This is a genomic window from Kitasatospora sp. NPDC127111 (genome assembly GCF_042677465.1).
Classification (GTDB): domain Bacteria; phylum Actinomycetota; class Actinomycetes; order Streptomycetales; family Streptomycetaceae; genus Kitasatospora.
In genome coordinates this window covers 14,568-35,653 of sequence record NZ_JBHXTG010000012.1, presented here as the reverse complement: position 1 = coordinate 35,653, position 21,086 = coordinate 14,568, and the positions used below count along the sequence as shown (strand labels likewise).

Below are 21,086 nucleotides of genomic sequence, written 5' to 3'. Positions count from 1 at the left end.
GACGGACGGGCGCGAACAGAAGTGGAAATCTGAAAGTTGAAAGTTGTCATCTGTTATCTGTCGTCTGTTATCTGTCATTTGTCAGCTGTCACCCGCCGGCCGCCGCCCCCTCCCGTCACCCGCCCCCGCCGCCTCGCCCCACAGCCGGGCCACCCGGGCGTCACCGAGGACGCCGCCGACCGGACCCCGGGCCACCACCCGGCCGCCCGCCATCACGTACACGGTGTCGGCGAGCTCACGGACCAGGTCGGGGTCGTGCTCGACCAGCAGCAGCGCCATGCCCCGGTCGGCCAGGCCGCGCAGCACGGAGACCAGCCGGGCGGTCTGCGCCGCGTCCAGGCCGGCCGCCGGTTCGTCCAGCAGCAGGACGCGCGGATCCCCCGCCAGCGCACGGGCCAGCTCCACCAGGCGCAGCACCCCGGTCGGCTGGTCCCCGGCCGGCTGCGCCGCGACGTCCTGGAGGCCGAACAGGGCCAGGGCGCGCGCGGTCGCCGCGTCCACGGCCCGGGTGTCCGGGTGGCGGCCGCGCTGCTGTTCGGCGCCGATCCGGACGTTGTCCGCCACCGGCAGGGTCGGAAAGACGGCGATCTGCTGGAACGTGCGGGCCAGGCCGAGCCGGACCCGGGTGTGCGCGGGCAGCCGGGTGACGTCGCGGCCGCCGAGCAGCACGTGGCCGGCGTCCGGGCGGGCCGTCCCGGCCAGGCAGTCGAACAGGGTGCTCTTCCCGGCGCCGTTCGGCCCGATGAGCGCGGTGATCCGCCCCGGCGGCGCGGTCAGGTCCACCCCGGCGACCGCCTCGATCCCGCCGTACCGGCGCACCAGCCCCCGCGCCGTCAGCCGGGCCCGGCCGCCGGCGGTGTGCGTCACGGCCCCGCCCGCGCGATGCGCGGCCCGACCCGCGCGGTTCACGGCGCCGCCTCCCGGGACGGCCCGCCCCGGCGGGCCGCGATCAGGGTGCGGGCGCGCAGCCCCGCCGGGCTGAGCCGGCCCGGCGGGAGCGGCGGGGGCGGCGAGGGCGGTTCCGGCGGACGGCGGAGCGGCAGCCGGGCCACCACGCCCGCCAACCCGCCGGGCAGCCGGCCGATCGCCGCCGCCAGGAAGCCGACCGCGACCGCCGACACCCCGGCCACCGTGCCCGCGTCCAGGCCGATCAGCAGGGCGGCGGCCAGCACCGCCCCGAGCGCGCTGTCCGCGCCGGCCACCACCACCGCCGCGAACCAGAGCAACCCGCGCACCGGGTCGAACGAGGCCGCGTCGAAGGCGCGCCCGGCCATGCCCATCAGCCCGCCGCCGAGCGCGGCCAGCGCCGCGCCCACCACGAACGCGAACAGCTTCAGCCCCGGTACGTCCACCCCCGCCGCGACCGCGCCCGGCTCGTGGTCGCGCATCGCCGTCAGCGCCCGGCCGAGCCGCCCCCGGTGCAGCCCGTGCACCACCACCAGGCCCAACCCGAGCAGCAGTAGTTCGGCCAGGTAGTAGGCCCGGTCGCCGGCCAGGAAGGCGGGCCGGTCCAGCGTCAGCCCGGTGGTCGCGTACGGCTGCTGGAAGACGAAGCGGCTCATCGCCGTGCCGACCGCGAAGGTGACCAGGGCCAGCGCCAGCCCGCGCCGCCGGATCGCCGGCCAGCCGGTGAGCAGCCCGAGCGGCGCGGTCACCAGGACCGCGAACAGCAGCGCGGGAGCGGCGGGCAGCGCCGGTACGCCGGGGATCCGCCCCGACATCAGCAGCGCCGTCCCCAGCGCGCCCAGCCCCGCGTACCCGGCCTGGCCGAGCGAGATCTGCCCGCCGTAGCCGGTCACCACCACGACGGAGAGCAGGACGAGCGCCAGCGCCGGCACCAGCAGCGCGCTGCGCAGGTCGTTGCCGCGGAAGCCGAGCGGCAGCAGGAGCAGCACCAGGCACACGGCCCGGGCCGCGCGGCCGCCGCCGGGCGTCCGACGGGCGACCAGCGGGGTGCGGTCGCGCCGCTCGCCGGCGATCCGGGAACCGGCCAGCAGCGCGGTGGCCAGCAGCGCCACCACGAACAGGTTGGCCTGCACCGCCTGCACCAGCGGCAGCAGCTGGCCGGACGGGCGCAGCCGGGTCAGCTCGGCCTGGGCGATCCCGAGGCCGAGGCCGACCGCCACCGCCACCGGGATGCTGCGCAGCCGCGCCGCCACGGCGACCGCCATCGTCTCCATCACCAGCAGCGGCAGCCCGTACGGGTCGAGCAGCAGGTACGGGGCGAGCGCGACGCCGACCAGGCCGGCCGTGAACGAGCCGAACGCCCAGCCCGCCGCGGACACCCGGTCGGCGTCCACGCCGGCCAGCCGGGCGAGCCGGCGGTCGTCCACGACGGCGCGCAGGTGGAGGCCGAACCGGGTGAAGCGGGTGACGGCGGCCACCGTCAGCGCGAGCACCAGGATGGCGGTGAGCTGTGCGACCGTGTCCGGCCGCAGGCTGTGCCCCCCCGGCAGCTCGATCGGATCGCCGCCGAACGGGGACGGCGCGCCGCCCAGCGGGGCGCTGCCCCAGACCAGCACCACCACCCCGATGAGCAGCACGAAGACGCCGATGCCGGCCACCATCGTCTCGGCCGGTCCGGCTCCGCGCCGCTGCAACGGCCGGTACACCAGGGCGTCCAGCACCACCCCGAGCGCGGGCGCGACCAGCAGCAGGCAGCACGCGACGGCCGGCCAGACCGGCCAGTTCCGCACCACGACGAGGTCGCGCAGCAGGTAGGCGACCAGCATCGCCTGCGCTCCCTGGGCGAGGTTGAGCACGCCGGTGGCACGGTGGCACACCACCAGGCCGATGCCGCTGAGCGCGGCGGCGCTGCCCACGGTGAGGCCGGCGAGCGCGAGGTCGATGGTGAGGCCGAGGGAGTCGGGGGCGAGGGCGTCCGGCACGGGAGCGCCGCCTCAGTCGGCCGGCGGGGCGGTGTCGCCCGGACGGGTGCTGGGTGGGGCGGCGGGCCCTTCGGCGTCGGCGGGTGGGGCGGGTGGTGGGCCGGGTGGCGGGCCGGGTTCGCAGAGCCGGCAGGCGGTGAGCCCGCGCGCCCGCACGGTGGCGGCGTCCACCGGGCGGGCGTCGGGCTTGCCGGTCACCAGCGGGCAGTCCGGCCGGTGGTACAGGGTGCCCCCGGGCACGGCGAGCGGGCCGGAGGCGCCCGCCGGTTCGTCGTCCGCGCCGACGTCGGCCGCCCCGGTCCGGCCTGGCGCGGCCCTGGTCCCGCCCGGCCCGGTACGGTCCGCCGCGCGCTCGCCGGGCCCGCTCTCGTCCGGCCCGTTCCCTCCGGGTCCGCTCTCCGGGGGCCCGTTCCCGCCGGGTCCGCTCTCGTCCGGCCCGTTCCCTCCGGGTCCGTTCCCGACGCGCCCGTGCTCCTCGGGCTCGACCAGCAGCGCGTAGAGCCGCTCGACCCGCCGGCTCGTCAGGTCAGCCTCCTCGGATGGCCCCGTCGGGCCGCGGGTGCGGTCGGACGGGCGCAGTGCGACCAGCACGACGCCCGCCACGATCAGCGCCGCACCCGGGATGGTGGACGAGGCCAGGTAGGGGATCTGCTGCTCGGCGAAGCTCTCGCCGGAGACCCCGTACCAGCCGAGCACGCAGAGGGCGGCCCCGGCGGCCGCGATGAGCCAGCCGGCCCATTCGCGCGCGTCCCGGACCGTCCGCGCCGCCCGCGCCGCGGGGCGCCGCAACACGGGCATCCGCGGCCCAGCGCCGCCCGTCCGCCGCGCGCCGGAACGCCCGATTTCGGCCTCGGATTGCGATTCGTCCATGGATCCGCCTTCATGGTGTCACTTGCGACATTTCCAGGATCGGCCTGGAACAGCATCCGGACATCGGCGGAGCGGGTCGCAGCAGAGCGCGGGTCGCAGGGACGCCACTCGCCGCAGTCGAGAGGAACACCATGCACGTGAGGCAGAGCGGCACCCGCGATACCCGCGGCACGCAGAGGCGAAGCGGCCCGGCCCCGCGGTCGGTGAGCCTGCTGCTCGCGCTGCTGCTGGCGGGCTCGGTGGCCGCGTGCAGCAGCGGCAAGTCCAGCTCCACGGCCTCGGGAACGGCCTCCGCGTCGGCGTCGGCGAGCGCCAGCGCCAGTGCCAGTGCCAGCGCGAGCCCGAGCACCGGTGCCAGCCCGAGCGCCGGAGCCACCGCGCCCGCCGACCCGGCGACCGCCACGAACGAGATCACCGCCAACTGGGAGAAGTTCTTCGACCCCAGCACCCCGATCCCGGAGAAGGCCAGCCTGCTCCAAGGCGGCGACGTGCTGCTCCCCGTCCTGGAGGGCTTCTCCCAGGACCCGCGCGTCGGCCAGGTGAAGGCCAGGGTGACGGCAGTGACGTTCACCTCGCCGACCGACGCCACCGTCACCTACGAACTCTCTCTCCAGGGCACCGTGGTCGAGCCCGCCGCCACCGGCCAGGCCGTGCTCGACAACGGCACCTGGAAGGTCTCCCGCTCCACCCTCTGCGGCCTGCTCGCCCAGGCCGGCGGCGCGAGCGGCACCCCGATCCCCGGATGCAGCTGACGGTCCTGCCACCACGCCCGGCCGCCGGCGGGCCACCCGCCCGCCGGCGGCCCGTCCGGCTGCTCGTCCTGCTGGCCGCCCTGCTGATCGCCGGCGCGGGCGCCGACGGCTGCGGCACCCGGTTGCCGGACAGCGCCTTCGGCCACCGCCCCACGCCGGGGGCCACGGCGGGCAGCACCCCGGGCGGCAACCCCGCCTCCGACACCGGCGTCACCGCCACCGAGATCCGGATCGGCATCGTCACCTCGCTGACCAGCCCGGTCGGCAGCGAGGTGTTCAGCGGCCCCCGCTACGGCGCCCAGGCCTTCGTCCAGGCGCTGAACGACCGCGGCGGCCTGCACGGGCGCACCGTCAAACTGGTCACCTGCGACGACGGCGGCAGCGGCATCGGCAACCAGGACTGCGTGCACCGCCTGATCGACCAGGCGCACGTCTTCGCGTTCGTCTCCGGCAGCGTGCTGGACTACGCCGGCGCCCCGTACGTCAGCGAGAAGGGCGTGCCGGACGTCGGCGGTCAGCCGATCGGCACGGCGTACGAGCGCTGGCCGCACCTGTACGGCATCTACGGCAGCAGCGCGCCGCGCGACGGGCACGCCGTCGGCTGGAACGGGACGCTCTACCAGAGCACCGAGGTGTTCCGTTTCTTCAAGGAACGGCTGGGCGCCGACAGCGCCGCCGTGGTCGCCTACAACCAGGCCGACTCGGCCCGCTACGCCGCCCAGCTGAAAGCCGGTCTGGAGGCGGAGGGCTACCGGGTCCTGGTCCAGACGGTCGACTTCGCGCTGCCGAACTTCCAGGCGGTGGCCGCCGCCGTCCGGGCCGACGGCTCGCAGCTGCTGTTCGACGCGATGGACACGCGTGGCAACGCCGCGCTCTGCCGGGCGCTGGACGAGGCCGGGGTGAGGGTCACGGCGAAGGTGACCAACGTCCAGAACTGGTCCGAGACCGTCCGGACCGACTACCAGTCCTCGCCGACCTGCCGCAACGTGCTCTGGGCGACCTCGTCCAGCCTCAACTACGAGGACGTGCGCTACCCGGCGGTGCAGGAGTTCCGCGCCGCGATGGCCCGCTACTACCCCGACCGCGCGCCGCTGCTCTCGGCCTGGGAGCTGGAGGGCTGGGCGGGCGCGCAGTGGCTCACCGACGCGATGGACTCCTGCGGGGCGGACCTCACCAGGGCCTGCGTCGGGCGGTTCATGGAACGCGCCGAGCCGTACGACGCGCACGGGCTGATCCTGCCGGCCTCCTTCGTGCCGCAGCCGCCGCCGACCGGGCCCGCCCGGGCCTGCCTCGACGCCGCCCGCTGGCAGGACGCCGCGGAGGGCGGCCGGGGCGGCTGGGTCACCCAGGTGGCGTCGATGACCACCAACTGCTTCGACGTGCCCCAGCTGCCCTACAAGCCTTGAGCGGGTGCGCCGGTGGGGGCGGGTTCAGGCGAGCCGTTCGACCACGACGATCGCCGCGTCGTCGTCCAGCCGGCCGCCGACGTGGGCGAGCAGGTCGCGCCGGAGGTGCTGCAGCAGCGCGGCCGGCCGGTCGGTGTGCCAGGCGGCGACCCGCTCGGTGAGCGGGTAGAAGCGCCGCTCGGCGTCCCGGGCCTCGATCACGCCGTCGGTGTAGATCAGCAGCCGGTCGCCCGGCAGGAACGGGAACACCTCCACCTCGTACGTGGTCGGGGCCAGCTCGCCGAGCCCGAGCGGGGGCGCCGGGTGGCGGGCGTTGAGCGCGGTGGTGGTGCCGTCGTGGAGCAGCAGCGGGGGCGGATGGCCGCAGTCGATCAGGCGCAGCGTCGAGCCGTCGTCCGGGATGTCCAGGATGACGGCGGTGATGAACGACTCCCCGCTGTCGTCCGCGCCCGGGCTCACACCGGGGCCGTCCGTCTCGCCGAGCACGGGCGTGACGGCCCGGCGCAGCCGGTTCTGCTCGCCGAGCTGGGCGAGGTCCCAGCAGACGCTGCCGTCCAGGTAGCCGGCGAGCTCCGGCAGGTCGGCGTGGAGGTGCGCGGCGGCCCGGAACGCGCCCAGCAACAGGGCCGCGTCACCGAGCGAGGAGAGGCCCTTGCCGCGGACGTCGCCGACCAGCAGCCGGGTGCCGGTGGTGGTGCGGGCCGCCGCGTAGAGGTCCCCGCCGACCTGCGCCTCGGCCTCGGCGGCCAGGTAGACGGAGGCGAGGTGGAGCGGCCCGATCCGGTCGGGCAGCGGGCGCAGCAGGACGCGCTGGGCCGCCTCGGAAACCGAGCGGACCTGTGCCAGCTCCCGCTCGTGCCGGTCGCGCAGCACCCGCAGACCGACGATCAGCGCCGAGACGGCGATCAGCGCGCCGAGCTGGGTCTCGTGGTTGGCGGTGGTGAGGCCGTCGCGCAGGATGCCGATCACGGTGAGCGCGGCGAGCGCGAGCACGGCGACGACGGTGGTGGCCCGGGCGCCCGCGAAGGAGGCGGTGATCGCGGGGGCGACGATCAGCAGCGGACCCAGGTGGATGTCCGGCGGGGTGAGGACGTCGACCACGGTGATCGCCGCGATCAGTGCGAGCGGCAGTACCGTCAGCGCGTGGCGGCCGGGCCGCCACGACCGGCGGCGGTCACGGGGACGCTGCCGAAGTGGCACCTCTCCTCTGTACACCGTTCGGGCGGTGGGCCGCACTTCGGCTGCCGCTCGCCCGTGGCCGGGGCGCGGCCCGGGCGGGGTGCAGGGCTGGGCGGGGTCGGTCGTGCGGTGTTCGGCGCCGGGCGGGGTCGGCCCCGGGTGGCGTCAGCCCTCGGCGCCGTAGCGGGCCAGGTAGTCGGCGAAGCGGGCGACGTCCTCGTCCGACCAGTCGGTGAAGCGGACGGCGAAGGACGCCCGGCGCTGCTCGTTGGCCTCGCGCAGCAGCGTCAGGCCGGCCTCGGTGGCGCGCAGGATCTGGCCGCGCTGGTCGTCCGGGTCGGTCTCGCGGCGCAGCAGGCCGAGCTTCTCCAGTGCCGTGACCTGCCGGCTGACGGTGGACTTGTCCAGCATGAAGTGCATGGCGACGTCGGCGGCCCGGCAGCCGCCGCGCTCGTTGATCAGGTCGAGGATGCTGTAGGTCACCAGGGAGAGGTCCGGGTGGAGCTGGCTGGCCTTGTGGCGGGCGCGCCGGGCGAAGGCGGTCAGCTCGCGCTGGATGGTGTCGATCGACGTCTCGCGGCCGGGCACGGCGGGCCTACCTCCTCGGGAAATTTTGTTGCACTATACAACGATTCTGTCGGGTCATCGGCGCCGTCGGCCGACCGCCGACGCGTCGAGCGCCGGGGCCGCGGCCCACGCGCGGGCGGCCGCGATCCGGCGGGTCGCGCTCGGGTGAGTGGCGAACAGTAGCTCAAGCACCCGCGGCGGGTCGACATCCGACACGTTGACCAGTGCCAGTCTGCGCTGCATCGCGATGAACTGCTCGGCGTCCGAGGTGAGTTCGAGTGCGTGCCGGTCCGCCCGGGCCTCGACCCGGCGGCTCACCGCGCACTGCACGGGGCCCGACAGGGCGCCCAGCAGCGCCGCGCAGGCGGCGAGCAACGGCAGTGCGCGCGGATCCGACACGTCCACCACCCCGGCCGCCGACAGCAGCGGGCCCCAGCCGGACAGACCGCCGAGCAGGACCACCACCCCGGCCGCCCCCACCGCGCCCAGCACCGTGCCGGTCAGCACGTCCCGGTGCTTGACGTGCCCCAGCTCGTGCGCCACCACCAACTCCACCTCGCGCGGCTCGGCCGTCGACAGCAGCGTGTCGTACGCGACGATCCGGCGGGTGGCGCCCAGCCCGGACACGTAGGCGTTCAGCGCCGTCGTCCGCCGGGACGCGTCCGCCACCAGGACGTCCCGCACCCGGATGCCGTCCCGCTCGGCGAGCCCGAGCAGCGCGCTGCGCAGCGGGCCCGGCGGCATCGGCGTGAAGCGGTTGAAAACCGGCTCGACCAGCAGTGGGTAGAGGAACGAGAGCGCCACCGTGAGCAGCGCCGCCGCGCCCGCCGCGGGGATCCACCAGTACTCCGGTGAGCGGCCGGTGAGCGCGAACAGGCCGAGCGCGAGGGGGAGCGTCAGCGCCAGGGCGAGCGCCAGCCCGCGCAGCGCGTCCACCGCCCAGCCGCTCCAGCCCTGGGTCACCAGTCCGTACCGGGCCCGCACCCTGCGGACCCCCGCGCCGAACGGCAGCCGCACCGCCTGCCCGAGGATGACGAGTGCGGCCGCCCCGGCCAGCACCTCCGCCGTCCACGAGCCGCCGAACCAGCCGCCCACGCCCGAGATCAGGCCGGCCCCGGCGGGCGTCAGTCCGAGAGCGAGGGTGAGCCCCAGGCCGGCCACCCGGCCGCCGAGCGCCCACGGCAGCTGGGCCCGGCGCAACGCGCGGCCCCGGGAGCGCTGGGCGGGGGTGAAGTCGTCGGCGGGGTCGGTGGGGGTGCCCGGGGTTGGGCTGACAGAATCTGTCATCTGTTATCTGTCATCCGTTTTCTGTTGTCTGTCGGCTGTTGTCTGTCAGTTGAATTCTGTCAGCGGCCGGCCCTCAACCGCCGCGCCGACCGCCGGGGTCAGCATGTCGGATCATCATGTCGGATGGGTGCGTCGGCCCGGGTTGTGGGCTCGGGTTGTGGGCTCGGGTTGTGGGCTCGGGTTGTCGGCTCGGGTTCGGGTGGTGGGCTCGGCCGGCTCACTGCTCCGCCTGGCCGGTCGCCGCGTGGGTGCCCGCGCGGAGCAGTTGGTGCCCGAGGTCGACCAGGGCCCGCCCGACCGCGAACTCGTCGCCGACCGCCGGCGCCGGATCGTCACGCGGGTTGCGGCGGGCGAGGGCGTCGCTGTGCAGCACGTTGCCGTCGGCGTCGAGCACGGCGTGCACCCGGGTCGTGTCCCGGTCCTCGACCACGTGCAGGTTCAACCGCCAGTCCTTGGTGCGGACGGTCGCGCCCTCCTCGTCGCCCGCGCCCTCCTCGTCGCCCGCGGTCTCCTCGCCGCCCGCGCTCTCCGTGGCCGCGGCAGCCCGCTGCGGCGTCGAGGCCGAACCGTCGGCGCGGACGATCACCACCGGGCAGACGCCGTGCGCCGCGCACCGGGCGCTCACCGAGCCGAGCAGCGTCCGGGCGAAGGTGCCCCGCCCCCGGCTGCCGAGCACCAGCAGATCCGCGTCCTCCGAGAGCTCCAGCAACACCTCGGCCGCGTGCCCGAGCACCAGGCTCTCCCGGACCTCCACCGGCCGGTCCCGGCCGACCACCTCGTCCACCTCGGCGGTCAGCGTGCGGCGCGCCGCCTGCTCGAACCCGTCGTCCACCATCGGCGCGAACCAGCCGTAGAGCGACGGGTGCTCCCACGCCGCCACCGCGTGCACGGTGGCCCCGGTCAGCACCGCCTGCCCGACCGCCCAGCGCAGCGCCGCCCTCGACGGCGCCGATCCGTCGATCCCGACCACGATCTGCCCCCGGCCGGCCGTCGCCGTCCCGTTGCTGGCCATGGCCCACCACCTGCCGTCCGGGCTCTCGGGTGCCCTCCCTCCACGCTGCCCGCCGGGGCGGGCGCGGCGCCAGGGACGCGCCGGCCGGATCGGGCAGCCGATTGGGACGGCCGGTCCGAGCCGCCCCGCCGGCTCCCGGCTCCCGGCTCCCGGCTCCCGGCTCCCGGCGGTCCGCGCCGGCTGACGGCCACCGGTCCGACCCGTACCGGCGGGCACCGGTCCACCCCGCGCGTCGACCGGTGGCGAACGGTGGAGCGCGGTGCCGAACGGCGGCGAACACGGTGTGGAGGCGGGGCGAAGGCCGCGCGGGGGAGTGGCGTAGGCTGACCGCTCTTGGACCGACCCCGGGGGGATCTCACATGCGCCGTGTCGCGGCCGCCGTCGCACTGCTGCTCGGGCTCGTACCCCTGGCCGCCTGTGGACCGGACGACCCGGACCCCGCCCCCGCCAAGGCCGCCGACGCCGCCGCGCCCGCGACCGGCGGGTCCGCACCGGCGAGCGCCGCCGGCACCGCGGCCTCCGGCAGCCCCGCCACGCCCTCCGGCAGCCCCGCCGCGCCCCGCCCCGACGGCAGCATCACGGTCGCGTTCGCCGGCGACGTCCACTTCGAGGGCCGGACCGAGTCCCGGCTCGCGGTCAAGGCCCCCGAACAGGCCCTCGGCCCGATCTCCAAGACCATCTCCGACGCCGACCTCGCCGTGCTCAACCTGGAGACCGCGATCACCGACCGCGGCGCCCCCGAACAGAAGACCTACACCTTCCGCACCTCGCCCCAGGCACTCACCGCACTCAGGGACTCCGGCGTCGACGTCGTCTCGATGGCCAACAACCACGCCGTCGACTTCGGCGCCGACGGCCTCGCCGACACCCTCGCCGCCAAGGAGTCCTCGCCGATCCCGGTCGTCGGCGTCGGCCGCAACGCCAAGGAGGCGTACGCGCCGTACGTCACCACCGTGCGCGGGGTGAAGGTCGCGGTGGTCGCGGCCAGCCAGGTCGAGGACATCACCAACCAGAAGTGGCGGGCCGGCGCCGACAAGCCGGGCATCGCCTCGGCGCTGGACGCCGCCGCCCTGGTCAAGGCGGTGGAGGCGGCGAAGAAGCAGGCCCCCGTCGTCCTCGTCTACCTGCACTGGGGCGACGAGGGCAAGGCCTGCCCGACCGGTCCCCAGACCACCATCGCCAAGAAGCTCGCGGCGGCCGGCGCCACGGCGGTGGTCGGCACGCACGCGCACACCATGCTCGGCGCGGGCATGCTCGGCAACACCTACGTCGGCTACGGCTTCGGCAACTTCCTCTGGTACGGCACGTCCAACTACGCCTTCTCCAACGAGACCGGCGTCACCACGCTGACCATCGGTCCGGCCGGCAAGGTCACCGGCGAGGCCTTCACCCCGGCCACCGTCGACGGCCAGGGCGTGCCCGTCCCGCTGACCGGCGCCGCCGCCGAGGCCGCCCTCAAGCGGCGGGACGGCCTTCGCGGTTGCACCGGCCTGGCCCCCGCGCCCGGCTCCGCGCACTGAGCTCGTCCAGATCACGGGTGGTGATCGCCTCCGCCACCGGGATGCCGCTCCGCCCCACCAGGGCCAGGCGCTCCCGCACCTCGCGCGGCGTCCGCGGCCGCCAGCCGGGCCCGTAGCAGCACCGGGAGTGGAACGTCACCCCGGCGGCGAGCACCGCGGACAGCGCCCGCCAGCCCGCGTCGTCCCGCCGCTTCGGCACGGCGAGATCCTGCCCCGCGTCGATCAACTCCCCCTGGCAGCGCGGGCACGGGCTGCGCCCCGGTACCGGGCGCCGCTTCACCGAGACCCGGCAGGGGAGGCAGACGTGGTGCCGCTGGTGCGGGATGATCCGAAAGCACATGCTGCCCACGGTAGGCGGCGTGGCGCCGTCTGGGCGCGCGGTTTTCCGTGGATGCACGGCGACTTGAGAGGCCCTCCCCGCGGGCCGACGCGCCGGCCGGTCGAGCACCGAGGCCGCGCACTCCCCGTGGGGTGCGCGGCCTTCGTCGGTGACCGACGGCGGGCCGGTCGGTGCGCCCGTCGGTGCGTCGTCGGTGCGCCCGCCGGTGCGTCGTCGGTGCGTCCGCCTGGGTGACCGTCGGGGTTGACTGTCGGCGGGTCAGCCCTTGTGGTCCGCCTCGCCGTGCTTCCAGTAGCCCTTGGCGTGGACGTGCTCGCGGGGGAGCGACCAGTCGGAGAGCAGGTGGCGCCGGAGGGTGGCGACCGCCGTGGCCTCGCCGGCGAGCCACGCGACGGTCCCGGGCGGGATGTCGGTGGCGAGCAGCGTGTCGGTGAGCAGAACGCCCTTGGGATGGCCGAAGGAACCGGGGCCGGTGCTGCGGGCGAGCCAACTGGTGGTGATGCCGGGGCGGTCGGGGAGCGGCACGGTGTCCTCGGGCGTGGCGATCTCGAAGTAGGCGGACACCTCTGTGGTGGGCCCGAGTTGTTCGAGGATGGTGAGCGCGGCGGGGAGGGCGCTCTCGTCGGCGGCGAGGAGGACGTGGGCGGCGCCGTCGAAGTCGGGGTGGCGTCCGCGCGGTCCGGCGAGGCGGGCACGGTCGCCGGGGCGGGCGGCGGCCGCCCAGCGGGCGAGCGGGCCGTTGCCGTGCAGGACGACGTCGATGTCGACCTCGCGTGCGGCGGGGCGGTGGTGCCGGATGGTGTAGGCCCGGGACGATCCCTCCGGGATGGCCAACTTGACCCATTGGGTGGGGTGTTCGATGGTCAGGTCGGCCAGGCCGGGGCCGCTGAAGGTGAGCCGGAGGAGGGTGGAGGTCAGCGGGGTGACCGCGCCGACCTCGACGTCGTAGGTCGGCCGGGGGCGTCGGAACATGGTGACTCCTGGGGGCCCGGAGGTGGACACGGGCCGGATGAAGGGGAGTTGAACGAGGACCGGGCCGCACGCGGTGGCCCGGCGACGCGGGAGCGGGGACGCTCAGCGCGGGACGTGCTGGTCGAGCAGCCCGTCGACGTAGGCGGGGTCGAGCGGGAGGCGCAGCACCAGGGCACGGTGGTAGAGCGGGGCGAGCAGCGCGTCGAGGAGCGCCGCGGCCTCGTCCTCGGGGATCCCGAGGGCGGTCCGGGTGTGCGCGACGTCGCGGGCACGGAGCGCGTCGAGGAACCCGGTGTGCAGCAACTCGGCCGTTCGGGGGTCGAGTTGGGCGTGCCCGAGGAGGGCCTGCAGGACGTGGCCGGCCGGCTCGGTGCCGAGGAAGGCGGCGAAGCGGTGGATGTACGCGCGCAGGTCGGCGGGGTCGGCCGGGTCGGTGGGCCAGACGAGGCCGGAGCCGGCGTCGAGGACCAGGTTGTCGAAGAGGATGTCGACCTTGGACTTCCACCAGCGGTAGATGGTCTGCTTGGCGACTCCGGCGGCCGCGGCGATGCCCTCGATGGTGAGGCCCTCGAAGCCGTGCTCCACCAGGAGGTCGTCGGCGGCGTTGAGGACGGCCAGGCGCGCGGCCTCGCTCCGGCGGCTGCTGTTCGCGCTGCTGCTGCCGGTGGCGGTGCGGGGCTGGGCGGCGATGGCGCTGGCGTCCTCACGGGCGGGCCGGTGCGGTGATCGGCCGTGGTTGCTGGTCGGGCTCATCCTCTCATGCCTCCTCCGCCATGTGACCGGACGGCCGGGTGGCCGCCGACCGCGCGGCCGGCTCGGCGAGCGCCGGGCCCGGGGCGGACGCCGGCCGGGGCCGCCGGAGCAGCCCGGCCGCCACGCCGAGGGCCAGCAGGGCGACCAGCGCACTGAAGGTGACGCCCGCCGTGCGCAGGTCGGTGGCCTGGATGAGGACACCGACGCCGACCACCGGCACCGAGAGCATCGCGTACAGGATGGCGAAGAAGGTGGAGACCGCCGCGCCGCGCTGTTGCGGGGCGACGCCGCCGTTGACGGCGCCGAGGCCGGTGCCCACGGCGGTGCCGGTGGCGAGGCCGTTGACGCAGGCCCCGAGCAGCAGCGGCGGGAGCGTCTCGGTGAGCAGCGCGGTGGCGATCAGGGCCGCCGCCAGCACCAGGCCGGCGCAGGCGATCGGCAGCGCGCGTGGTTTGGGCAGGACGCGGGCGAGCAGCTGGCCGAGGGCGGTGGCGGCGAAGGCGAGGCAGACGACCAGGCCGGTCAGCGCGTGGTGGTGGATGTTCAGCACGGTGCCGAGGAAGAGGCCGCTGACCGAGGTCAGCACGCCGAGCACGGCGAACCCGGAGCCGCCGGCGAGTGCGGCCCGCAGGAAGGCGGGCCGGATGCCGGCCGGGACGCGCAGCGGCTGGAACCGCAGGCGGACGCCGCCGGGGCCGCGCACGGTCCGGGTGACCGTCTCGGGGACGGTGGGCAGGGCGGCCAGCGCGACGGTGGTGAGGGCCAGCGTCACCGTCCAAGGCAGGCGCAGCGGGGAGCCGGCCCATTCGGCGAGCGCGCCGGACAGCAGGGTGCCGCCGGCCAGGCCGCCCATGTTGGCGGCGAGCGCGAGGGTTTGGGCGCGCAGCCGCTTCTCGGGCGGGGCGAGGTCGAGCAGGGCGGCGGTGGCGGCGCCGGTGATCAGGGCGGCGGCGAGGCCGGAGACCACCCGGGCGATGAGCAGCCAGGGCAGCGAGTCGGCGGCCTCGAAGAGTCCGGCGGCGGCCGCGGCGAGCAGCAGGGCGGTGGCCATCACCGGGCGGCGGCCGACCTCGTCGGAGAGCCGGCCGAGGGTGAGCAGGCCGGCCACGACGCCGAGGGCGTAGACGGCGAAGATCACCGTGACTATGAACGGCGAGAAGCCGAAGGCGTGTTGGTACAGCGGGTAGAGGGGAGTCGGGACGGTGGTGCCGGCCATCGTGACCCAGAAGGCCAGGGCGACGGCGGCACGGGCGAGTGGGCCCGGCACACGGGTGGGCCGCGGGCTGGTGCTCCTCATGCGGTGCTCCTCGAGGATGCGAATGAAGGTAGACGCAACGGTGCGTCTCGGCTGGACGGTAACACTGGACGCAACGTTGCGTCTACCTTTATTGGTCGCCGGCCATCCGGCCGCGATCGGTCGCTGTGGCGGCAGTTGACGGTCGTGCAGGTCTGCCGCCCGCGCTGCCGTGCCCTCTCGGCGCATCCGAACGCCTGTGTTAGGTTAGGCTTGCCTAATGTCGCTGGTCGGAGGGGATTTCCTGTGCTGCAGTCCGAACTGGTCGGTACCACCGCGATGGTCACCGGAGCCGGGCAGGGCATCGGCGCGGCCGTGACGCGCGCGCTCGTCGCCGCGGGCGCCGTCGTCGCGGCGGTCGACCGCAATCCGGGCCCGCTCACCTCGCTCGCCCGCGAGCTCGCGGACGGGGGAGCGCCCGACGGGGGCCCCGTCCGTCCGTACGTACTGGACGTCACCGACGCGGCCGCCGTCGAGTCCGCGGTCGAGCTGGTGGAACGTCAGCTCGGGCCGATCGGCGTGCTGGTGAACGTGGCCGGGATCCTCCGGCCGGGGCCCGCCGTCGACCTGACCGACGAGGACTGGGCCGCCACCTTCGCGGTCAACACCACCGGGGTCTTCCACACCTGCCGGGCGATCGGCCGCCGGATGGCCGAACGCGGCACGGGGGCCGTGGTCACCGTCGGGTCCAACGCCGCCGGGGTCCCCCGGGCCGGCATGGCCGCCTACGCGGCGTCCAAGGCCGCGGCCACCATGTTCACCCGCTGCCTCGGCCTGGAACTCGCCCGTTCCGGCGTGCGCTGCAACATCGTCTCGCCCGGGTCCACCGACACCGAGATGCAGCGCGCGCTCTGGGAGGACGACGCCGAGGCCGCCGAGCGGCGGGTCATCGACGGCGATCCGGCCGGCTGGCGGGTGGGCATCCCGCTCGGCCGGATCGCCCAACCCGCCGACGTCGCCGAGGCGGTGGTATTCCTGGTCTCCGACCGCGCGCGGCACATCACCATGCACGACCTGTACGTGGACGGCGGCGCCACCCTGCGGGCCTGAGCCCGCCGGCCGTCCGGCCCCGGCCCGTCCGGCCCCGGCCCGTTCGGTCCCGGCTCGTTCGGTCCCGGCTCGTTCGGTCCCGGCCCGTCCGGTCCCGGCCCGTCCGGTACCCGACCGTCCGCTCCGGTCGACCGGCCCCGGGCCGGCCGATCCCGACCGATCGACCCCCACGGCAGGCCGCACCGTCGGTCCTGCGGCACCCGGCGGACATCCTCCGGGGTCGTCGGGGCCCTCGGGGCCGTCGGGGCCGCCGGGCCGGCCCACAAGGCCACAGGCGGCCCACAGCCCCACCCGAACCACACCACCCGCCGGCCGGCGCCACGAGCAGCGCCCGGCGACCACTCGCAGACTGGAGAATCCAGGTGACCACGGTGCACCACGCCCCCGCCGGGACGGACCACACCGTCATCGGCGCGGCCAGCGGGCTGCTGGGCCAGTACCGGGCCGCGCCCGACGAGGCGTTCTTCGCCTCACCGACCCGCACACTGCTCACCCACGGCGTGCACGCCCGGGTGCCGCAGGACGTCCGCCCGCTGCCCGTCCGGGTCGCCGAGACGCTCGACCGGGCCCGCCGCGCCGGCGTGGAACGCCCGCTGGTGGTCGGCGCGGTGGCGTTCGACCACGACAGCCGCGCCGAACTCGCCGTCCCCGCACGGGTCCGCGAGTGCGGCGCCCTGAGCGACGACCCGCTGATCGCCCTGCCCGCCCCAGCCGCCGACCGGATCGACTGGGACGTCCGCCCGGTCCCCGCACCCGAGGCCTACGGCGCCGGCGTCGCGGAGGCCGTCCGGCGGCTCCGCGCGGGCGAGTTGAGCAAGGTGGTGCTGGCCCGCACGCTGGAGCTGGACGCCGGTCGGCCGCTCGACCTCCCCGCGATCCTCCAGCGGCTCGCCCGCCGCGACCCCGGCGGCTACACCTTCGCCGTCCCGGCCGGCGGCCGGACGCTGATCGGGGCCAGCCCCGAACTGCTCCTCTCCCGCCGCGGCACCGCCGTGCTGGCCAACCCGCTCGCCGGGTCGGTCCCGCGCAGCGCCGACCTCGGCGAGGACGTCCGCCGGGCGGCCGCGCTGCTCGAGTCGCCCAAGGACCTGCACGAGCACGCCGTCGTGGTGGACGCGATCCGCGCCGCGCTAGCGCCGTACTGCCGGACGCTGGACGTGCCGGAGCGGCCCACCCTGGTCCGCACCGCCGCGATGTGGCACCTGGCCACCACCATCACCGCCGAACTGGCCGACCCGGCCGTCTCGGCGCTCGAACTGGCCACCGCGCTGCACCCGACCCCGGCCGTCTGCGGCACGCCGACGTCGCTGGCCCGGCAGGCCATCGGCGAGATCGAGCCCTTCGACCGCGGCCTCTACGCCGGCATGGTCGGCTGGGGCGACGCGGACGGCGACGGCGAGTGGGTCGTCACCCTGCGCTGCGCCGAGGCCGACGAGCGGACGCTGCGGGTGTACGCGGGGGCGGGCGTGGTCGCCGAGTCCCGTCCGGAGGCCGAACTGGCCGAAACCAGCGCCAAGTTCCGCACCTTCCTGGACGCCGCGGGGGTGCCGCGATGAGCCGCTTGGAACGAGCCGTGACCGGTCCGGTGACCGATCCGACGGCCGAGGCACCGGCCGGTTCGACGACCTCTCCGGCGGCCGGCGCGACGGCCGGTCCGGCGGCTGGTCCGATGGCCGAGGTGCTGGCCGGATTCACCCCCTACCCCGCCGAGTTCGCCGAGCGCTACCGTGCGGCCGGCCACTGGCGTGGCGAGACCTTCGGGACGATGCTGCGCGAGCGCGCGGCCGCGCACCCCGACCGGATCGCCATCGTCGACCCCGTCGGGCCGGGCAGCCCCGACGGGGTCGGCAGCCCCGACGGGGTCGGCAGCCCCCGCCGCTGGACGTACGCCGAACTCGACCGCAGGGCCGACCGGATGGCGGCCGGGCTGCGCGCCCGCGGCCTCGGCCGGGGCGACCGGGTGGTGGTCCAACTCCCCAACGTGGCCGAGTTCTTCGAGGTGGTCTTCGCGCTCTTCCGGATCGGCGCACTGCCGGTCTTCGCGCTGCCCGCCCACCGCTACACCGAGGTGTCCTACTTCTGCTCGTTCACGGGAGCGGCCGGCTACGTCGTCCCGGCGGTCGAGGGCGGCTTCGACTACCGCGAACTGGCGAGCCGGATCAGGGCGGAGACGCCCTCGCTACGGCTCGTCCTGGTGGCCGGCGAGGACCCGGGCGAGCACCTCCGGCTGGCCGACGTCCCGGCGGACGCGCTGCCGAACGTCCCGGCGGACGGTGCGGCTGGCGGGGCGGGCCCGGAGTCCGACGCTCAGCCCGGTACGCAGCCCGAGCCCCGGCCCGGGGACGTCGCGTTCCTCCAGTTGTCGGGCGGCAGCACCGGCGTGCCGAAGCTGATCCCGCGCACCCACGACGACTACATCTACTCGCTGCGCGGCTCGGTCGGGATCTGCGGCCAGGACGAGCGGAGCGTCTACCTCTGCGTCCTGCCCGCCGCGCACAACTTCCCGCTCAGCTCGCCGGGTTCGCTCGGCACGCTGTACGCGGGCGGCCGGGTGGTGCTCTGCCCGCGGCCGGACCCGGAGACGGCCTTCCCGCTGATCGAGCGCGAGGGCGTGACGATCACCGGCCTGGTGCCGCCGCTGGCCCTGCTCTGGCTGGACGCCGCCGAACGGCGCCGGGCGGCCGGCGGGGACCCGGGGCTGGCCAGCCTGGAGGTGCTGCTGGTCGGCGGCGCGAAGTTCAGCGAGGAGGCGGCCCGCAGGGTCCGCCCGGTGCTGGGCTGCACGCTCCAGCAGGTGTTCGGGATGGCCGAGGGGCTGGTCAACTACACCCGGCTCGACGACCCGGAGGAGGTGATCGTCACCACCCAGGGGCGGCCGATCTCCTCGGACGACGAGGTCCGGGTGGTCGACGACCAGGACAACGACCTGCCCGACGGCACCACCGGTCACCTGCTCACCCGCGGCCCGTACACCATCCGCGGCTACTGGAACGCGCCCGCGCACAACGCCGACTCCTTCACCCCGGACGGCTTCTACCGCACCGGCGACCTGGTCCGCCGGACCGCCACCGGCCACCTCGTGGTCGAGGGCCGGGCCAAGGACCAGATCAACCGCGGCGGCGAGAAGGTCGCCGCCGAGGAGATCGAGAACCACCTGCTCGCCCACCCGGCCGTGCACGACGCGGCCGTGGTCTCGATGCCCGACCCCTATCTCGGCGAGCGGACCTGCGCCTACGTGGTGCTGCGCGACAGCGCCCGCGAACAGCCCCCGAAGTCCGTCGAGTTGAAGCGGTTCGTGCGCCAGCGCGGCCTGGCCGACTACAAGGTGCCGGACCGGGTCGAGTTCGTCGACGCCTTCCCCGCCACCGGAATCGGCAAGGTCAGCAAGAAGGACCTGCGGGCCGCCATCGCGGCCACCCTCACCGATCCCGCCACCCCGAACCAGAGTTAAGGAAGCACCGCCGTGGGCCTGCCCCGCATCCCCTCCTATCCCATGCCCGCCGCCGACGAGCTGCCCGGCAACCGGGTCACCTGGACGGTCGACCCGTCGCGCGCCGTCCTGCTGGTGCACGACCTGCAGAACCACTTCCTGGACGCCTTCGACACCGGCGCCGCGCCGGTCACCGAACTGTTCGCGAACATCGGCCGGTTGCGCAAGGAGGCCGAGCGCCTCGGCATCCCGGTCGTCTACTCGGCGCAGCCCGGCGGACAGAGCCCCGAACAGCGCGGTCTCCAGCAGGACTTCTGGGGCCCCGGCATCCCGGACGACCCACGCGCGGTGGCGATCGCCGACGCGGTCGCCCCCGGTGACGGCGACGTCCTGCTCATCAAGTGGAAGTACAGCGCCTTCGTCCGTACCGAGTTGGCCGAGCTGCTGCGCGCGCGGGGCCGGGACCAGCTGGTGATCACCGGCGTGTACGCGCACATCGGCGTGCAGGCCACCGCCTGCGACGCCTGGATGCGCGACATCCAGGCCTTCGTGGTGGCCGACGCGGTCGCCGACTTCGGGCCGGACGAGCACCGCGCCGCCCTCGCCTGGGTGGCCGGCCGCTGCGGCCTGGTCACCACCACCGACGCCGTACTCGAAGGGAAGTGACGGGCATGGCCTTCACCGTGGAGCGCATCCGGGCCGAGGTCGCCGACCTGCTCGGCGAGGACCCGGCGGACATCCCGCTGGACGAGAACCTGGCGGACTGGGGCCTGGACTCGGTGCGCCTGATGGCGCTGGCCGAGCGGTGGCGGGCGGAGGGTGCGGAGGTGGCCTTCGTCCAGCTGGCCGAGAAGCCGGCCATCGAGGCCTGGGCCGAGCTGCTGGGCGCGTCCTGATGCACCCGGCCGAGGTCACGGTGCTCCCGGAGGGGCGGGTGAAGCGGCCGCCGACGACGGTGGTCGGCCCGATCGAGGCGCAGGCCGCCCGGACGCCCGGCGCGCCCGCGCTGGTGCCGGCGGACGGCCCGACGGTGTCCTACGGCGAGCTGAACGCGGCCGCGAACCGGCTCGCGCGGCACCTGGCGGGCCTCGGCGCCCGCCCCGGTGCGGTCGTCGGCCTGGCGCTCACCCGCCCGGCCGAGCTGGTGCCGGCGCTGCTGGCGGTGGCCAAGTCCGGTGCGGCGTTCCTGCTGCTGGACCCGGACGACGCGCCGGGACGGCTGGCCTGGCTGCTGGCCGACGCCTCGCCGGTCTGCGTGCTGGGGGAGGGGGTGCCCGGTGCCGTCCGGCCGCGGGAGGAGGAGCTGGCCGTCCGCTTGGCGACCGACCCGCCGCGCGCGCTGACCCCGCAGCACCCGGTCTGCCTCGCCTACGGCCCGGGCGGCCGGCCGACGGGTGTCCCGGTGGCCCACGCCGAGGTGGACCGCCGGGTGCGGAACCTGCAGGCCGCGTACGGGCTGGGCGTGGGCGACCGGGTGCTGCAACTCGGCCTGCCGGTCTGGGAGTTCTTCTGGCCGCTGCGCACCGGCGCGGCGCTGGTGCTGACCGACCCGGACCGGCCGGCCGAAGTCGGCCGACTGGTCCGCGAGCTGGGCGTCACCGCGCTGCGGGCGGCCCCGGCGGCGCTCGGCGCCCAGTCGGCCGCCCACCCGGTGCCGGCGAACGGCTGACGGGCGAACGGCTGGGGGCGAACAGTCGGCGGGCGAAAATCGGCGGGTAACAGATGACAGCGAACAGCTGACAGATGTTGAAATCTGTCAGCTGTCA

General features: G+C 75.6%; 20 protein-coding genes. 9 read left to right on the top strand and 11 right to left on the bottom strand.

Features of this window, described 5'->3' with window-relative positions; translation table 11 throughout:
- Nucleotides 1-81 precede the first annotated feature (81 nt).
- Genes ACFVHB_RS10615 through ACFVHB_RS10605 form a run of 3 tightly spaced genes read right to left on the bottom strand, consistent with a single transcriptional unit; the run spans nt 82 to nt 3,677 of the window.
- A complete protein-coding gene (locus ACFVHB_RS10615; RefSeq protein WP_380318319.1) occupies nt 82-867 on the bottom strand; it encodes an ABC transporter ATP-binding protein in 786 nt (261 codons plus the stop codon).
- A gap of 38 nt (nt 868-905) precedes the next feature.
- Nucleotides 906-2,888 carry an ABC transporter permease gene (locus ACFVHB_RS10610; protein WP_380318316.1) on the bottom strand — a complete coding sequence of 661 codons (1,983 nt, stop codon included), beginning with the start codon at nt 2,886-2,888 and terminating at the stop codon, nt 906-908.
- Between the two features lie 12 nt (nt 2,889-2,900).
- Nucleotides 2,901-3,677, bottom strand: a complete 777-nt coding sequence (locus ACFVHB_RS10605; RefSeq protein WP_380318313.1) for a hypothetical protein — start codon at nt 3,675-3,677, stop codon at nt 2,901-2,903.
- Nucleotides 3,678-3,889: 212 nt separating this feature from the next.
- On the opposite strand from ACFVHB_RS10605, the gene ACFVHB_RS10600 reads away from it, so the two are divergent.
- Together ACFVHB_RS10600 and ACFVHB_RS10595 are read left to right on the top strand one after the other, a co-directional pair.
- Nucleotides 3,890-4,510 carry a hypothetical protein gene (locus tag ACFVHB_RS10600; protein WP_380318310.1) on the top strand — a complete coding sequence of 207 codons (621 nt, stop codon included), beginning with the start codon at nt 3,890-3,892 and terminating at the stop codon, nt 4,508-4,510.
- Nucleotides 4,501-5,916, top strand: coding sequence for an ABC transporter substrate-binding protein (locus ACFVHB_RS10595; RefSeq protein WP_380318307.1), 1,416 nt, complete (start codon nt 4,501-4,503; stop codon nt 5,914-5,916). Before ACFVHB_RS10600 ends, ACFVHB_RS10595 begins: the two co-directional genes overlap by 10 nt.
- Before the next feature lie 24 nt (nt 5,917-5,940).
- Here the strand turns inward: ACFVHB_RS10595 and ACFVHB_RS10590 are convergent, their stop codons facing one another.
- The 4 genes from ACFVHB_RS10590 to ACFVHB_RS10575 form a co-directional block, all read right to left on the bottom strand.
- On the bottom strand, nt 5,941-7,116 hold the full coding sequence (locus tag ACFVHB_RS10590; RefSeq protein ID WP_380318304.1) for a PP2C family protein-serine/threonine phosphatase: 1,176 nt from the start codon (nt 7,114-7,116) through the stop codon (nt 5,941-5,943).
- Between the two features lie 144 nt (nt 7,117-7,260).
- Entirely contained in the window at nt 7,261-7,683 is a 423-nt protein-coding gene (locus tag ACFVHB_RS10585; RefSeq protein ID WP_380318301.1) for a MarR family winged helix-turn-helix transcriptional regulator, read from the bottom strand.
- 54 nt (nt 7,684-7,737) lie between these two features.
- Complete coding sequence (locus ACFVHB_RS10580) at nt 7,738-8,949, bottom strand: M48 family metalloprotease (RefSeq protein ID WP_380318298.1); 1,212 nt, start codon at nt 8,947-8,949, stop codon at nt 7,738-7,740.
- A gap of 217 nt (nt 8,950-9,166) precedes the next feature.
- A complete protein-coding gene (locus ACFVHB_RS10575) occupies nt 9,167-9,961 on the bottom strand; it encodes a universal stress protein (RefSeq protein ID WP_380318295.1) in 795 nt (264 codons plus the stop codon).
- Between the two features lie 359 nt (nt 9,962-10,320).
- Between ACFVHB_RS10575 and ACFVHB_RS10570 the strand changes: the two genes are divergently transcribed.
- Nucleotides 10,321-11,481, top strand: a complete 1,161-nt coding sequence (locus tag ACFVHB_RS10570; RefSeq protein ID WP_380318292.1) for a CapA family protein — start codon at nt 10,321-10,323, stop codon at nt 11,479-11,481.
- On the opposite strand, the gene ACFVHB_RS10565 is transcribed toward ACFVHB_RS10570, so the two are convergent.
- The 4 genes from ACFVHB_RS10565 to ACFVHB_RS10550 form a co-directional block, all read right to left on the bottom strand.
- Nucleotides 11,417-11,821, bottom strand: a complete 405-nt coding sequence (locus ACFVHB_RS10565; RefSeq protein WP_380318289.1) for a hypothetical protein — start codon at nt 11,819-11,821, stop codon at nt 11,417-11,419. The genes ACFVHB_RS10570 and ACFVHB_RS10565 overlap by 65 nt on opposite strands.
- Before the next feature lie 258 nt (nt 11,822-12,079).
- On the bottom strand, nt 12,080-12,793 hold the full coding sequence (locus ACFVHB_RS10560) for a siderophore-interacting protein (RefSeq protein WP_380318286.1): 714 nt from the start codon (nt 12,791-12,793) through the stop codon (nt 12,080-12,082).
- Between the two features lie 102 nt (nt 12,794-12,895).
- Complete coding sequence (locus ACFVHB_RS10555) at nt 12,896-13,546, bottom strand: TetR/AcrR family transcriptional regulator (protein ID WP_380318283.1); 651 nt, start codon at nt 13,544-13,546, stop codon at nt 12,896-12,898.
- A 4-nt stretch (nt 13,547-13,550) separates the two neighbouring features.
- Complete coding sequence (locus tag ACFVHB_RS10550; protein ID WP_380318280.1) at nt 13,551-14,843, bottom strand: MFS transporter; 1,293 nt, start codon at nt 14,841-14,843, stop codon at nt 13,551-13,553.
- A gap of 276 nt (nt 14,844-15,119) precedes the next feature.
- Here ACFVHB_RS10550 and ACFVHB_RS10545 point away from each other — a divergent pair, with 276 nt between their 5' ends.
- The 6 genes from ACFVHB_RS10545 to ACFVHB_RS10520 all read left to right on the top strand — a co-directional run bounded on the left by ACFVHB_RS10545 (nt 15,120) and on the right by ACFVHB_RS10520 (nt 20,989).
- The gene (locus ACFVHB_RS10545) at nt 15,120-15,890 is read left to right on the top strand and encodes a 2,3-dihydro-2,3-dihydroxybenzoate dehydrogenase (RefSeq protein WP_380318613.1); all 771 of its coding nucleotides are present in this window, start codon (nt 15,120-15,122) and stop codon (nt 15,888-15,890) included.
- A 356-nt stretch (nt 15,891-16,246) separates the two neighbouring features.
- Nucleotides 16,247-17,446, top strand: coding sequence for an isochorismate synthase DhbC (gene dhbC, locus ACFVHB_RS10540; protein WP_380318611.1), 1,200 nt, complete (start codon nt 16,247-16,249; stop codon nt 17,444-17,446).
- A 113-nt stretch (nt 17,447-17,559) separates the two neighbouring features.
- Nucleotides 17,560-19,341, top strand: a complete 1,782-nt coding sequence (locus ACFVHB_RS10535; RefSeq protein ID WP_380318608.1) for a (2,3-dihydroxybenzoyl)adenylate synthase — start codon at nt 17,560-17,562, stop codon at nt 19,339-19,341.
- 12 nt (nt 19,342-19,353) lie between these two features.
- The gene (locus tag ACFVHB_RS10530; RefSeq protein WP_380318277.1) at nt 19,354-19,986 is read left to right on the top strand and encodes an isochorismatase family protein; all 633 of its coding nucleotides are present in this window, start codon (nt 19,354-19,356) and stop codon (nt 19,984-19,986) included.
- Between the two features lie 5 nt (nt 19,987-19,991).
- Nucleotides 19,992-20,216, top strand: a complete 225-nt coding sequence (locus tag ACFVHB_RS10525) for a phosphopantetheine-binding protein (RefSeq protein ID WP_360188425.1) — start codon at nt 19,992-19,994, stop codon at nt 20,214-20,216.
- Nucleotides 20,216-20,989: an AMP-binding protein gene (locus ACFVHB_RS10520; protein ID WP_380318274.1), complete on the top strand. Its 774-nt coding sequence runs from the start codon at nt 20,216-20,218 to the stop codon at nt 20,987-20,989. Before ACFVHB_RS10525 ends, ACFVHB_RS10520 begins: the two co-directional genes overlap by 1 nt.
- Nucleotides 20,990-21,086: the final 97 nt, after the last annotated feature.